This is a genomic window from Micromonospora sp. NPDC050397 (genome assembly GCF_044901685.1).
GTDB lineage: Bacteria > Actinomycetota > Actinomycetes > Mycobacteriales > Micromonosporaceae > Micromonospora_G.
This window is the reverse complement of sequence record NZ_JBJDPS010000003.1, coordinates 99,203-111,505: the sequence shown is the minus strand read 5'-3', so window position 1 is coordinate 111,505 and position 12,303 is coordinate 99,203. Positions and strand designations below refer to the sequence as shown.

Genomic DNA, 12,303 nt, shown 5'->3' with positions numbered 1-12,303 from the left:
ATGACAGCGGCGCCGGGACTGGCCCTGCCTGCCTTTTTCAGTTACTACGACTCGCCGGTCAAGATGGTTGGGACGCCGGATGGCGGGCTGGCGGCTTGGCGGATGACGATCGACACCGGGGGCTGGGAGCCGGTGAACCATCTCGTACTCCGGATCGTCTCGGACGTAGGGGGCGAGGTGGACGAGCTTTCCCGGGACGAATTCGTGCAGCACACCGAGCGGGACCGAGGGCGCTATCTGCGTGGTGAGGGACCGGTCTTCGCGCTCTACGAGACCGTCCAGGCGATCGTGGCGCGGGAAAGGGAGGAGAACCGGTTCCTGACCGTCGAGGAAAAGGCGTTGGTCCGGGGAATTCGGCGCCGTACGTTCCGGATGTTCGAGGAGAAGTTGCGGCGCGAGGGCGATCCGGGGGCCGATCCCTCTCTCGCCGACTGATTCCGCGCCACCGGCGGTCGAACGGATCGAAGTGATCTCGGTGACCCAACCCTGGTTCGCTCGTTAGTGCTGATATGCCGCGTCCGGAACAGTCGCATGCCGAGTGCCTGTCGAGCCGGCCCGGTCAGTTGACGCTCCGTCCACTGCCGTACGGGTCGTGACCACTCCCTTCGCGACCGGTCGACTCGGCGACAGCAGGAGTACGCCCCGGGTCACCGTCCTGGAACTCCTCTTCGACGTGGTGTTCGTCTTCGCCATCACCCGGGTCGCCCAGCGGCTGACCGACGACTTCACCATCTCCCGTAAGGCGTTGCTCTCCGAGACCGGCCAGACCATGCTGTTCCTGGGCGCGCTCTGGATGATTTGGTATCTGAACGCCTGGATGACCAGCCGGTTCGATCCGCAACGGTCCGATATCCAGCTCGTGGTGATCGTGACGATGTTCGGCAGTCTGCTGATCGCGGTCTGCCTGCCGCAGGCGTTCGGCGAGCGGGGCCTGATCTTTGTCGTCACGTACGTGGTGATCCAGATCGGTCGACCGCTGTACCTGGTCTGGGCGATGCGGGGGCACCCGCGCCAGCCGCCCTCGGTGCGGATCCTGTGCTGGTCGGTCTTTGCCGCCAGCCTCTGGCTCACCGGTGGTTTCTTCGAGGCGGAGACCCGGGGCGCACTCTGGACGATCGCCGTGCTGATCGAGCTGCTCGGCCCGGCGCTGCACTGGCGGACCCCGTTCCTCGGCTCCCCGGGCAACGACAAGTGGATCATGGCCGAGGACCATCTCGCGGAGCGCTACACGCAGTTCCTGCTCATCGCGCTCGGCGAGTCGGTGATCGCCACCGGAATCGCGATCAGCGTTCGGCCGTTCACGACCGGTCAGATGACGATCTTCGTCGCGTCGTTCCTGACCACGCTGCTGTTCTGGCGAATTTTCTTCTACCACGCCGGGCTCGGCCTGGCGGCGGCGCTGGCCAGGGCCCGCAGCGCCGCCGGGCTGGGCCAGTCGGCGAGTTACGCGTTGCTGCTGATGGTGGCCGGCATCATCATCGCCGGGGTCGGTTACCGGCTGGTTATCGACGACCCGGACCCGCCGATGGACCCGGCCTGGGTCGCCGTGATCTTCGGCGGGCCGGTTGTCTTCCTGGCCGGTCGGCTGCTCTTCGAGTACCAACTGTTCGGTCGGGTCAATCCGTCGCTCCGGGGCGGGATGATGGCGCTCATCCTGGTGGCGCCGGGCATGGCGTTTGTCAATCCGATGATCTCGCCGCTCGTCGCCACCCTGCTGCTCGCCGGGATGGCGGTGCACGAGACCCTTGCCAGACGGCACGAACGGGCGGCGACCAACCCGCCACTGTGACCTGGACGGTGCCTGGGACAGCACACGCCCGGGAGCCGCCATGTGGCGCGGGAGCCGTGTCGCGGAGGCCGCCTGGCTGGGAGGGGACGTGGGTCGGGTGACGAGTGCGGTGTGCCCGGAGACGGTGGCCGAGGCGGAGGCCGTACAGGATCGGTTGCGACCGCTGGTCGACCTGGTGGGGCCGGGGCCGGCGCGGCCACGCACGATCGCCGGCCTGGATGTCGCGTACGCCGAGCGTGGTGACCGGCTGGCGGCGGCGGTGACCGTGCTGGACGCGGGGACGCTGGCCGTGGTCGAGACGGCGGTGGCCGTCGGTCGGGCCGCGTTTCCGTACGTCCCGGGCCTGTTCGCGTTCCGCGAGCTGCCCGCCCTGATGGAGGCGCTCGGACAACTGACCACCGCACCCGAGTTGCTGGTCTGCGACGGGCACGGGCTGGCTCACCCGCGCAGGTTCGGGCTGGCGTGCCATCTCGGCGTGCTGACCGGGTTGCCGGCGATCGGGGTCGGCAAGACCCCGCTGCTCGGCACCTGGGAGGCCCCGGCCGCGACGCGGGGATCATGGTCGCCGTTGCGGGACGGCACGGAGACGGTCGGGCGGGTGTTGCGCACCCGGGACGGGGTGAAGCCGGTCTTCGTGTCGGTGGGGCATCGGATGGACCTCGACAACGCCTGCGCCCAGGTACTGGCCCTCACTCCGCGTTACCGGCTGCCGGAGAGCACCCGCCAGGCGGATCGGTTGTGTCGGGGGGCGTTGGGCCGACTGCCCGCCTCGGACCTGGAGTGATGCCGGCCGGGTCGGTGCTCGGCCGGGCCCGGCGCGGGTCACGACGCACGGTGACGTCCTTCCGCCCGGCAGGAAAGGCAACGATCTGTTGCTGACAAAGCACGTGCTGTGCGGGAGGATGCCTCGGGGAATCGGACAGGGAGGCACCGAATGGTTGTCGGATCACCACCCACCGTGCGACGCCGGCAACTCGGCCGAGAACTGCGCAAGTTGCGCGAGGCCGCGGGCTTCAAGGCGGAGCAGGTCGCCCTGGAGGTGCGCTGCTCGCCGTCGCGGGTGAGTCGGATCGAGACCGCCCGGGTACGGATCACGCCCGGCACCGTGCACGAGTTGCTCGACGTCTACCGGGTCGAGGGGGCCGAGCGGCAGCGGCTGGTCGCGCTCGCCCGGCAGGCCCAGGAGGCAGGCTGGTGGCAGGCCCACAGCGACACCCTCACCTGGGAGTACTCGACCCTGATCGCGTTGGAGCACGACGCGAGCGAGCTGCGTACGTTCGAGTCTTCGGTGCTGCCCGGACTGCTCCAGACCGAGGAGTACGCCCGTACGGTGCTGCGGAAGACGCTGCTGGAGCAGACGCCCGAGTCGGCCGAGGAGAAGCTGGTCGTACGCCTGGCCCGGCAGCGGATTCTCACCCGTGCCGAGGATCCGGTCCGGCTCTGGGCGATCCTGGACGAGGCGGTCCTGCGCCGGCAGGTCGGCGGGGCGGACGTGATGGGTCCGCAGTTGCGTCACCTGGTGCAGATGGCCGAGCTGCCCAACGTCCAGCTCCAGGTGCTGCCGTTCGCGCGCGGCGCGTACGCCTGCAACACCGGCCCCTTCATGCTGCTCAGCTTCGCCGACGGGATGGACGGCGACGAGCCGACCGGGGAACCGGCGGACAGTGACGTGGTCTACGTCGAGAACGAGGCGGGCGACATCTACGTGGAGAAGGAGCCGGGGGTGGCCCGCTACCGGATGGTCTTCGACAACCTCCGTTCCGACGCCCTGACCTGTGCGGAGTCGACGGAGTGGCTGGCGAACCTGGCCGCCGAGCTGCCCTGACCCGGGCGGCGGGCCGACCGCGCCACCGGACCGAGCGCCGCGATGTCGACGCGCTCGCGCCGTGGCCGGGGACGAAGTGCCGGTGGTCGCGCACGGTAGCCTGTCGGCCGTACCCCTACCGGAAGCGGCGAGGTGATCATGTTGGTACGGCGCGGCGCGGCTCGACTCGCGACGGTGTGCGCGCTCCTGGCGGGCCTGGTGGTGGCCGGAGCGGCACCGGCGCTGGCCGACGACGAGGTCTCGGTCCGGCTCAGCTCGTCCAGCAGCTTCACCGCCGGGGGGACGCCGGGCTCGGTCAACGTGGCCGTGTCGAAGCGGTCCGACGGCTGCGTCTCGGTCCGGACCGGGGTGGCGTTGCAGATGTCGGGGCTGTCGGCCGACGACGTCACGCTGCTGGTCGCCGTCGACGGTAGCTGGCAACCGGTCGCCATGTCCGGCGACGGGACGCTGCGCAGCGCGCGCAGCGCGCCGGAGAAGCCGGAGCTGTGTGACCGCAAGAGCGTCACCATGCGCTACAAGCTGGCGCTCGCCGCCGGTGTGCCGGCCGGTCGGATCAACGTCGTGGGCGAGGCGTACGCGGCCGGTGGTGACCTGCTCAAGCAGGACGCCGAGTCCCGGAAGGTGAACGGCGCCAAGGTCACCCCGACGCCGTCCCGGACGTCGGCCTCGCCGAGCCCGACGCCGGAGGAGACGCTCGAGGCCGAGGAGCCCGAGGTCACCGAGGCGGCGGTCGCGGCACCGACGGGTCAGCCCGGTCTGGGTGCCGGTGCCGGCGGTGACGGCGGCGGCGGGATCGGCTCGATGGTGATGGTGGTCGGGGTCGGCATGGTGGCGATCGGAATCGCCCTGCTGGTACTGCTGCTGCGCCGGGCCCGGGGCGGCGGCCGGGAGGAGCCGGGTGCGGGCGGGATGCCCCCCGGGGGTGGGCCGCGTCCGCCGTACCCGCCGGGCGGCGGTGTCCCGACCGTGTACGGGGCCAGGAGCGGCGAGGCGACCACGGTGATCCCGAGGGGCGGCGAGGCGACCACCGTCATTCCCAGGGGCGGCGACGCGACCACCGTCATCCCAGGGGGCGGCGACTCGACCACGGTGATCCCGAGGGGCGGCGACTCTACGGTGATCATGCCCAGGGTGCGCCCCTGACCCGACCCACGTCGGTTGGTGGTGGCGGCGTCGCGAGCTGATGCCGACCTGATCTGATCATGACCGTCCCGAGTCCGCGTCGAGCTGGCTCGGCAACCGTCCTTACCCTCGGCCGGGGCGTCGGCTCCGATACGCTCAGGCCGTTGGCTGGCGTATCACCGAGGAGCGAGACCGTTGTCTGATTTGTCCCAGGTCGTCAAGGCGTACGACGTCCGTGGCACTGTCCCAGAGCAGTGGAACGAGCGGGTCGCCGAGGCATTGGGCGTGGCCTTCGCGCAGCTTCTGCGCGGGGACCAGGTCGCCGGGACGGCCGGTGCCCCGGAGACGGTCGTGATCGCCCACGACATGCGGGAAACCTCCCCCGGGCTGGCCGAGGCGTTCGCCGCCGGGGTCCGGTCCGAGGGGATGTCGGTGATCGACGCCGGCCTCGGCTCCACCGACCTGCTCTACTACGCCTCGGGCAGCCTCGACCTGCCCGGCGCCATGTTCACCGCCAGCCACAACCCGGCCCGGTACAACGGGATCAAGATGTGCCGGGCGGGCGCCCGCCCGATCGGGCAGGAGAGCGGCCTGGCCGAGATCCGGGACCGGGCCGAGGCGCTGCTGGACAAGGGCGAACCGCTGCCGGTGCGCGACCCGCTTCCGCCGCTGCGACGGCGTGACCTGCTCTCGGAGTACGCGGCACACCTGCGTGGCCTGGTCGACCTGCGCGGCATCCGTCCGCTCAAGGTGGTGGTCGACGCGGGCAACGGGATGGGTGGTTACACCGTGCCGGTGGTGCTCGGCGACGCGGTGCTGCCCGCCCTGCCGCTGACCATCGTGCCGCTCTACTTCGAGCTCGACGGCAACTTCCCCAACCACGAGGCGAACCCGCTGGACCCGGCCAACCTGGTCGACCTCCAGGCGGCGGTCCGGGAGCACGGCGCCGACCTCGGACTCGCCTTCGACGGCGACGCGGACCGCTGCTTCGTGGTCGACGAGCGGGGCGAGCCGGTCTCGCCGTCCGCGATCACCGCCCTGGTCGCCGTACGCGAGCTGGCCAAACACCCCGGCTCCACGGTGATCCACAATTTGATCACCTCCAGCGCCGTGCCGGAGATCATCCGGGAGAACGGTGGCGAGCCGCTTCGCAGCCGGGTCGGGCACTCCTTCATCAAGGCCGACATGGCGCGTACCAACGCGGTCTTCGGCGGGGAGCACTCGGCGCACTACTACTTCCGTGACTTCTGGTTCGCCGACACCGGCATGCTCGCCGCGATGCACCTGCTCGCCGCGCTCGGTGGGCAGGACCGTCCGCTCTCCGAGTTCGCCGCCGAGTACGAGCGCTACGTCTGCTCCGGCGAGATCAACTCGACCGTGGCCGACCAGGCGGCGAAGCTGGCCGAGGTCAGGCAGGTCTACCAGGGCGCCGAGACCGAGGAGCTGGACGGGCTGACGGTCCGCTTCCCCGACGGGGCCTGGATCAACCTGCGGCCCTCCAACACCGAGCCGCTGCTGCGGCTGAACGTGGAGGGGCCGACCGAGGACCGGATGATCGCGCTCCGCGACGAGGTGCTCGAGCTGGTACGCCGATAAGATCCCGTGCGCCGGCCGGAACGCCCTCGGCCGCCGGATGACGTGGAAGGAGCCGCACCGTGGCCCTCGACCCGCAGTTACTCGAGATTCTTGCCTGCCCGGACACACACCACGCCCCGCTCGACTACGACCCGGTGGGGCAGACCCTGACCTGCACCGAGTGCCAGCGGATCTTCGAGGTTCGCGACGACGTACCGGTGTTGCTGCTCGACGAGGCCCGCGGCGGTGCCGCACAGGAGGAGAAGTGATGGACGCCCACGCCGGCGTGAGCGGGCGACGGGTCCCCGACGAGGGGCTGCTCGACGACTCGTCGGCACTGTCCGAGGCCGATCCGGGCGGCATGCTCCGCTTCACCGCCTCGGCCGGCGCCCAGGTACGCGAGTCCGCCGCGCTCGCCGCGGAGGCGAACCTCGGGGTGCTCGCCGACGAGGGGCGGCCACGGGCGGTGGTGATCGCGGGCATCGGCACCGCCGGGCGGACCGGTGACATCCTCGCCACGGTCGCCGGGCCGCGCTGCCCGGTGCCGGTCATCGCGCACCGCAGCGCCGGGGTGCCGGGCTGGGTGGGTGCGGCCGACGTGGTGATCGCGGTCAGCGCTTCGGGGCGCAGCCCGGAGGCGCTCGGCGCGGCCGAGGCGGCGGCCCGGCGCGGGGCCAGGCTGGTCGCCGTCGGTGCGCCCGACTCGCAGCTCCAGTCGGTGGCGGAGGGGGTCCGGGCCCCGTTCATCCCGGTGCCCCGGCGCGCGCCCGCGCGGGCCAGCCTCTGGGGGCTGACCGTGCCGGTGCTGCTCGCCGCGAGGGCACTCGGGCTGGTGAAGGTGAACGAGGCGGATCTGGCCGAGACCGCGGCCCGGCTCGACGCGGACGCCGACCGGAGCCGGCCCAGCGCCGAATCGTTTGTCAACCCGGCCAAGGCGTTGGCGCTCGGGCTGGCAAACTCGGTGCCGGTGGTCTGGGGTTCGTCCCCGCTGGCCACGGTCGCCGCGCGGCGGTTCGGTGACACGCTCTCGGCGAATGCCCGCTACCCGGTGGTCGCGGGTGCGCTCGGCGAGGCTGGGCGGGGCCGGGTGGGGCTGCTCGACGGCGTCTTCGGCGGACTGGCCGAGTCGACCCGGGACATCTTCGCCGACCCCGAGGACGAGTCCGACCGGACCCGGCTGCGGGTGGTGCTGCTGCGCGACGGCGGCCTCAACGCCGACGACGACAGCGACGAGCCACTGGCCGTGGAGGAGCGGCGGGCCGACGCGTTGCAGACCCTGGCCGAGCGCCGTGGGGTGCGGTGCGACGTGGTGACCGCCGAGGGTGGTTCGGCGCTGGAGCGGCTCGCGTCGCTGATCGCCGTACCGGACTTCGCCTCCGTCTACCTGGCCCTGGCCCACGGGCTCGACCCGATGGCGGTGCCGGCGGTGACCGAGATGAAGGAGCTTTCGAACCCGTGAACGTGCGCGGCAGCCAGGAGGGGAGCGCGACATGAGCGCCGGTGGGGGGACACGGGCGATCATCGCCGCGCTGTTGGCCAACCTCGGCATCGCGGTCACCAAGCTCGTCGCCTGGCTGCTGACCGGGTCGTCGTCGATGCTGGCCGAGGCGGTGCACTCGCTGGCCGACTCGGGCAACCAGGCGTTGCTGCTGGTCGGCGGCCGTCGGGCGTTGCGGATCGCGACCCCGCAACACCCCTTCGGGTACGGGCGTGAGCGCTACATCTACGCCTTCATCGTCTCGATCGTGCTGTTCAGCGTCGGTGGCCTGTTCGCCCTCTACGAGGCGTACCACAAGTGGAAGGACCCGCACGGGATCGACCACCACCAGTGGGTGCCGGTCGCCGTGCTGCTCGTCGCGATCGCCCTGGAGTCGTTCTCGTTCCGGACCGCGATCGTCGAGTCCAACCACGTCCGGGGCAAGGCGAGCTGGGCGCAGTTCGTCCGCCGGGCGAAGGCACCCGAGCTGCCGGTGGTGCTGCTGGAGGACCTCGGCGCGTTGCTCGGTCTGATCTTCGCCCTGGTCGGCGTCTCGATGACCCTGGTCACCGGCGACGGCAGGTGGGACGCGGCCGGTACGGCGGCGATCGGTCTCCTGCTCGTCACGATCGCGGTCATCCTGGCCATGGAGACAAAGAGCCTGCTGCTCGGCGAGGGTGCCAGCCCCGAGGACGTCGGCCGGATCGAGCGGGCGATCACCGAGGGCTCCGAGGTCGAGCGGATCATCCACATGCGTACCCTGCACCTGGGGCCGGAGGAGCTGCTGGTCGCCGCGAAGATCGCGGTCCAGCCGTCGGCCTCGGCCGAAGGGCTGGCCCGGGACATCGACGCCGTGGAGTCGCGGATCAGGTCGGCGTTGCCGATCGCCCGGGTCATCTACCTGGAGCCGGACATCTACAGCGCCCGGCGGGAGTCGCCGTCGGAGGGCGCCGACCCGGCGACCGCCTCCGAATCGGGTGGGGAAGGCTGATCGTGGAACCACTGCACGGACCGATCCGTGACTACGCCTGGGGATCACGTACGGTGATTGCCGGCCTGCAAGGTCGCACCGTACCGACCCCTGGGCCGGAGGCGGAACTCTGGCTCGGCGCGCACCCGGCCTCTCCGGCCATGGTGCACCAGGGCGAGGCCCGGGTGAGCCTGCTCGAACTGCTCGCCGCCGAGCCCCGGCGCTGGCTGGGCGACGAGGTGCTGGCCCGGTTCGACGGTCGGCTGCCGTTCCTGATGAAGCTGCTGGCGCCGGAGGCGCCGCTGTCGTTGCAGGCCCACCCGAACCCGGAGCAGGCCCGCCTCGGCTACGCCGCCGACCAGGCGCTGCCGCCGACCGCGCAGCGCAACTACGTGGATCCGTACCACAAGCCGGAAGTGCTGGTGGCGATCGCGCCGTTCGAGGCGCTCTGCGGATTCCGGGACCCCGGGGTGTCGGCGGCGGTGCTGGAGGCGTTCGACATTCCGGCGCTCAAGCCGGTGGTGGCGGCCCTGCGCGGCGGCGTGGACGGGCTGCGCGACGCGGTCGAGCGGTTGCTGTCCTGGCCGGCGGTGGACCGGGCCGGGTTGGTCGAGACGGTACGCGGCACCGATCTCGGTCCGGATTTCGCGGCCGAGCAGGAGCTGGTCCGGTGGTTGGCCGGCTGGTATCCGGCCGACCCGGGTGTGCTGGTCGCGCTGCTGCTCAACCACGTACGGCTCGAACCGGGGATGGCGATCTGGATGCCGGCCGGCAACCTGCACGCGTACCTGCGCGGGGCCGGGGTGGAGATCATGGCGGGCAGCGACAACGTGTTGCGCGGCGGGCTGACGCCGAAGCACGTGGACGTGCCGGAACTGCTGCGGGTGCTGCGGTTCGAGGTGCTGGACGATCCGCTGCTCGCACCGGTGCCGGTGGCGCCGGGTGTGGTCGGCTGGCGGGTGCCGATCGACGACTTCGCGCTGCACCGGGTCCGGTTGGACGCCGAGGTGCCGCAGGCGCGACTGGCCCTGACCGGGCCCCGGGTGGTGCTCGGTGGCTCCGGCTCGGTACGGGTCCGGGACGCGGCCGGTGAGGTCACGGTCGAGCCGGGGCGGGCGGCGATCAGCGCGGCGGACGGTGGTCCGCTCCTCTTCTCCGGCACTGGTGAAGTTTTCGTGGGTTCGGCCGGATTGTCGCTTCCGGCCTGAGATTTCGCGCCTGCCGGTCGAACTCCCAGACCTCGCCTCACCTGTCGAGTCGGACATTTCCGGTTTGGCTTGACAGTGATGCTGCGTGCTGTGACTCTATAACTACGCAGCGTCATTGCGATGGGGGTCGTAGGCGCGCGCGGGGGTACCAAACCGGGGGGATGCGCGGGGCGGAGGGACGCTGGGCGGGAAACCGTCCACGCCCCACCGCCCCGCGCGCTGCGTACCGTCGGCGGCGTGGGTGGGCGCGGCCGGTCTCCGCGCCCTGCCTGGGCGACCGGTACGGACGCCGCCGGACGCCCCCGCGCCAGCCGGGCTGCGCCAGCCGGGCTGCGCCAGCCGGGCCGCGCCAGCCGGGCCGCGCCAGCCGGGCCGGGACGGCGGGCATTGGATAGTCTCCGGGTGGCCGTCGCCCGACGGGCCATGCGTCGTGGATTGTCGCGGATGTCCGGGAGTGCCGGCACCGCCTGTGCCGGCGCGAATGCGGCCGGGCGTAATGTGGAGGGTCGCGCAGCAGACCCGTACGACAGGAGCTTTCATGACCAGCACTCTCCCGGCGCCCTCTGGCGGTGCGTCGACCGGAGCCCGGCCCGCGACGGTGGCCGACGGTGACTTCAAGGTGGCGGATCTGTCGCTGGCCGACTTCGGCCGTAAGGAGATCGAGCTGGCGGAGCACGAGATGCCCGGCCTGATGTCACTGCGCCGCGAGTACGCCACCGCCCAGCCGCTGCGCGGCGCCCGGATCACCGGTTCGCTGCACATGACGATCCAGACCGCGGTGCTGATCGAGACGCTGACCGCGCTGGGCGCGGAGGTCCGCTGGGCCTCGTGCAACATCTTCTCCACCCAGGACCACGCCGCCGCCGCGATCGTGGTCGGCCCGAACGGCACGGTCGACGCGCCCGCCGGTGTCCCGGTCTACGCCTGGAAGGGCGAGAGCCTGGAGGAGTACTGGTGGTGCACCGAGCAGGTGCTGCTCTGGCCGGACGGACAGGGCCCGAACATGATCCTCGACGACGGTGGTGACGCCACCCTGCTGGTGCACCGGGGCGCCCAGTTCGAGGCGGCCGGTGTGGTCCCGCCGGTCGAGTCCGCCGACTCCGAGGAGTACGCGGTCATCCTGGGTGTGCTGCACCGCTCCCTCGCCGAGGACAACCAGCGGTGGACCCGGGTCGTGGGTGGGATCAAGGGGGTCACCGAGGAGACCACTACCGGCGTGCACCGGCTCTACGAGATGCAGCAGGCCGGCACCCTGCTCTTCCCGGCGATCAACGTCAACGACTCGGTGACGAAGAGCAAGTTCGACAACAAGTACGGCTGCCGGCACTCGCTGATCGACGGCATCAACCGGGCCACCGACGTGCTGATCGGCGGCAAGGTCGCGGTCGTGCTCGGCTACGGCGACGTGGGCAAGGGCTGCGCGGAGTCGCTGCGCGGCCAGGGGGCCCGGGTCATCGTCACCGAGGTCGACCCGATCTGCGCGTTGCAGGCGGCGATGGACGGTTACCAGGTCGCGACGCTGGACGACGTGGTGGAGACGGCCGACATCTTTGTCACCGCCACCGGCTGCTTCGACGTCATCACCAACGAGCACATGGCCCGGATGAAGCACCAGGCGATCGTGGGCAACATCGGTCACTTCGACAACGAGATCGACATGGCCGGTCTGGCGAAGCGTTCGGACGTACGGCGGCTGAACATCAAGCCGCAGGTCGACGTCTGGAAGTTCGACGACGGTCACTCGATCATCGTGCTCTCCGAGGGCCGGCTGCTAAACCTGGGCAACGCCACCGGGCACCCGAGCTTCGTCATGTCGAACTCGTTCGCCAACCAGACCATCGCGCAGGTCGAGCTCTTCACCAAGACCGACGACTACCCGGTCGGGGTGTACGTGCTGCCGAAGCACCTGGACGAGAAGGTCGCCCGGCTGCACCTCGGCGCGCTCGGCGCCAAGCTGACCGAGCTGTCCAAGGAGCAGGCCGCCTACCTGGGCGTTCCGGTCGAGGGTCCGTTCAAGCCGGAGCACTACCGCTACTGAGTCACCTCGTCGTACCGGCCGGGCCGGCTGACCTTCACGGGTCAGCCGGCCCGGCCGTCGTCGTGCCGGGTACGGGTGGGACGTACCCAGGTCCAGACGCAGTAGCCGAGCCAGCCGAGCGCGACCGCCGTGGCGAGTGGACGCAGCCGTAGCGCGTTGAGCGCGATGATGACCACCAGGACGACGAGCCACGGTACGAAGGCCTTCACCCCGCCATTGGATCAGAGCCGCAGTGGCCGGCGCCACCTTGACAACCTGCGGAAACGGGGTAGAAGGTAGGCTGTCCTAAGTTAGGCCAG

Annotated in this window: 12 protein-coding genes; 11 read left to right on the top strand and 1 reads right to left on the bottom strand. The window is 71.1% G+C overall.

Translation table 11 applies throughout. The annotated features are described in order from the left end of the window. The 11 genes from ACI2K4_RS11530 (at position 1) to ahcY (ending at position 12,004) form a co-directional block, all read left to right on the top strand. The gene (locus ACI2K4_RS11530) at positions 1-435 is read left to right on the top strand and encodes a hypothetical protein (RefSeq protein WP_404510426.1); all 435 of its coding nucleotides are present in this window, start codon (positions 1-3) and stop codon (positions 433-435) included. Positions 436-592: 157 nt separating this feature from the next. Beyond that, entirely contained in the window at positions 593-1,789 is a 1,197-nt protein-coding gene (locus ACI2K4_RS11525) for a low temperature requirement protein A (protein WP_404510425.1), read from the top strand. Positions 1,790-1,886: 97 nt separating this feature from the next. Beyond that, positions 1,887-2,573 carry a deoxyribonuclease V gene (nfi, locus tag ACI2K4_RS11520; RefSeq protein ID WP_404510424.1) on the top strand — a complete coding sequence of 229 codons (687 nt, stop codon included), beginning with the start codon at positions 1,887-1,889 and terminating at the stop codon, positions 2,571-2,573. A gap of 150 nt (positions 2,574-2,723) precedes the next feature. Beyond that, positions 2,724-3,614, top strand: coding sequence for a helix-turn-helix domain-containing protein (locus ACI2K4_RS11515; RefSeq protein WP_404510423.1), 891 nt, complete (start codon positions 2,724-2,726; stop codon positions 3,612-3,614). Positions 3,615-3,752: 138 nt separating this feature from the next. Continuing rightward, a complete protein-coding gene (locus ACI2K4_RS11510) occupies positions 3,753-4,757 on the top strand; it encodes a hypothetical protein (protein ID WP_404510422.1) in 1,005 nt (334 codons plus the stop codon). 174 nt (positions 4,758-4,931) lie between these two features. Continuing rightward, complete coding sequence (locus ACI2K4_RS11505; protein WP_404510421.1) at positions 4,932-6,332, top strand: phosphomannomutase/phosphoglucomutase; 1,401 nt, start codon at positions 4,932-4,934, stop codon at positions 6,330-6,332. Positions 6,333-6,391: 59 nt separating this feature from the next. Beyond that, complete coding sequence (locus ACI2K4_RS11500; RefSeq protein ID WP_404510420.1) at positions 6,392-6,580, top strand: Trm112 family protein; 189 nt, start codon at positions 6,392-6,394, stop codon at positions 6,578-6,580. Continuing rightward, positions 6,577-7,770 (top strand): SIS domain-containing protein, encoded by a 1,194-nt coding sequence (locus ACI2K4_RS11495; protein WP_404510419.1) that lies wholly within the window; start codon positions 6,577-6,579, stop codon positions 7,768-7,770. The genes ACI2K4_RS11500 and ACI2K4_RS11495 overlap by 4 nt, the downstream gene beginning before the upstream one ends. 31 nt (positions 7,771-7,801) lie before the next feature. Next, positions 7,802-8,779, top strand: a complete 978-nt coding sequence (locus tag ACI2K4_RS11490; protein WP_404510418.1) for a cation diffusion facilitator family transporter — start codon at positions 7,802-7,804, stop codon at positions 8,777-8,779. 2 nt (positions 8,780-8,781) lie between these two features. Further along, on the top strand, positions 8,782-9,966 hold the full coding sequence (gene manA / locus ACI2K4_RS11485; protein ID WP_404510417.1) for a mannose-6-phosphate isomerase, class I: 1,185 nt from the start codon (positions 8,782-8,784) through the stop codon (positions 9,964-9,966). A 538-nt stretch (positions 9,967-10,504) separates the two neighbouring features. Continuing rightward, positions 10,505-12,004, top strand: coding sequence for an adenosylhomocysteinase (gene ahcY, locus ACI2K4_RS11480; RefSeq protein WP_404510416.1), 1,500 nt, complete (start codon positions 10,505-10,507; stop codon positions 12,002-12,004). 41 nt (positions 12,005-12,045) lie between these two features. Here the strand turns inward: ahcY and ACI2K4_RS11475 are convergent, their stop codons facing one another. Next, positions 12,046-12,213, bottom strand: coding sequence for a hypothetical protein (locus tag ACI2K4_RS11475; RefSeq protein ID WP_404510415.1), 168 nt, complete (start codon positions 12,211-12,213; stop codon positions 12,046-12,048). Between the last annotated feature and the right edge of the window lie 90 nt (positions 12,214-12,303).